Below are 1,139 nucleotides of genomic sequence, written 5' to 3' on the forward strand. Positions count from 1 at the left end.
ACGCCGCCCGCACATCCCTCCAAAACGCTCTATTCCAAGCGCTCCACCAACCAACGATGTCAAACAACATCTCAGCCGACGGTCCGGACGACCATCGGGCAGTCCCTCGCGTGGACCGCCACCCAACCTCGACAGATCAGGTACTCGCAACCTTCGGGCACCAGCGCGACGATCACCGTCGCCGCTCAGCACCCAGCCTCGCTGCGTGGGCCGGGTTCTAAGCCTGGCCCAGCCAACCGTCAACAAGGAATTTCGACAAAGATTCGATCGGGCAGCGACAGGTTGATGGCCGGATCGGCCGGGCCCGGCGGATCAACCTGAGGTTAGCACTTTCTGGCCCTCTGCACGCTGTAGGTGGCGGCCGGTCGGTTGACAGGGGCGGCCACGCTACGCATGGTCCCGGCATCATCTAGATATGGTGGCGCGCCACCGCAGGCGACCGATCGACGGGCCAGATGGCCCGGGTGCTGGTGCTCGCGGTAACGGCAGCCCGTGACACGTGCGGGGGGAGGATCGAGCGTTGCGTCCACGTAAGGCCCGCCCCGCTCCCGTCCGCTGGCTCCCCCTGATGACCGCGGCCGGGCTGGCATTCACCGCCGGGTTCGGCGTCGCCGGTGCGACCTTCCATTATTTTGGCCCCTATTCCAGCGATCCGGCGCCCGAACCCCAGACCGAGCTGGCACCGCCGCAGGCGGCAGCGATTCCGGTCGCAGCCCCGGCCGAGCTGGCACCGGCCGTACTGTTCGCCCAGCCGGACCAGGGTCCGGCCGTCGGGACGCCGACCATCCAGGCGGCCGTGACTGCCGACGCGCCGATGGACGGGCCCGGCATCTGGGCGCTCGAGAGCCTCGACCAGAGCAGCTCGGTGGCCGAGGCGGCGCCCGAGCTGCTCCTGCCACCCAAGGAAGAGGTGCTGGAAGTCGAGGTCGAGAAGGGCGACACGCTGATCGACATCCTGCAACGCGCCGGTGCGGTCGACAGCGAAGCCCACGCGGCGATCGCCGCGCTCAAGGACGTGTACGACCCGCGTCAGCTGCGCGCCGGTGCCAGGGTGTCGGTCGCGATCACGAGTGGCGAAGAAACCAGCCCGCTCCAGGGCCTGACCATCCCGATCGCGTTCGCCCAGGAGCTCAAGGTCG

1 pseudogene is annotated in these 1,139 nt (G+C 68.6%); it reads left to right on the top strand.

Going from position 1 to position 1,139, the window contains the following annotated elements:
• Positions 1 to 520 precede the first annotated feature (520 nt).
• Positions 521 to 1,139: pseudogene (locus EQG76_RS12630) on the top strand (hypothetical protein); the annotation flags it as partial.

The sequence above is a fragment of the Geminicoccus flavidas genome, assembly GCF_009806515.1.
In the GTDB taxonomy this organism is placed as follows: Bacteria; Pseudomonadota; Alphaproteobacteria; order Geminicoccales; family Geminicoccaceae; genus Geminicoccus; species Geminicoccus flavidus.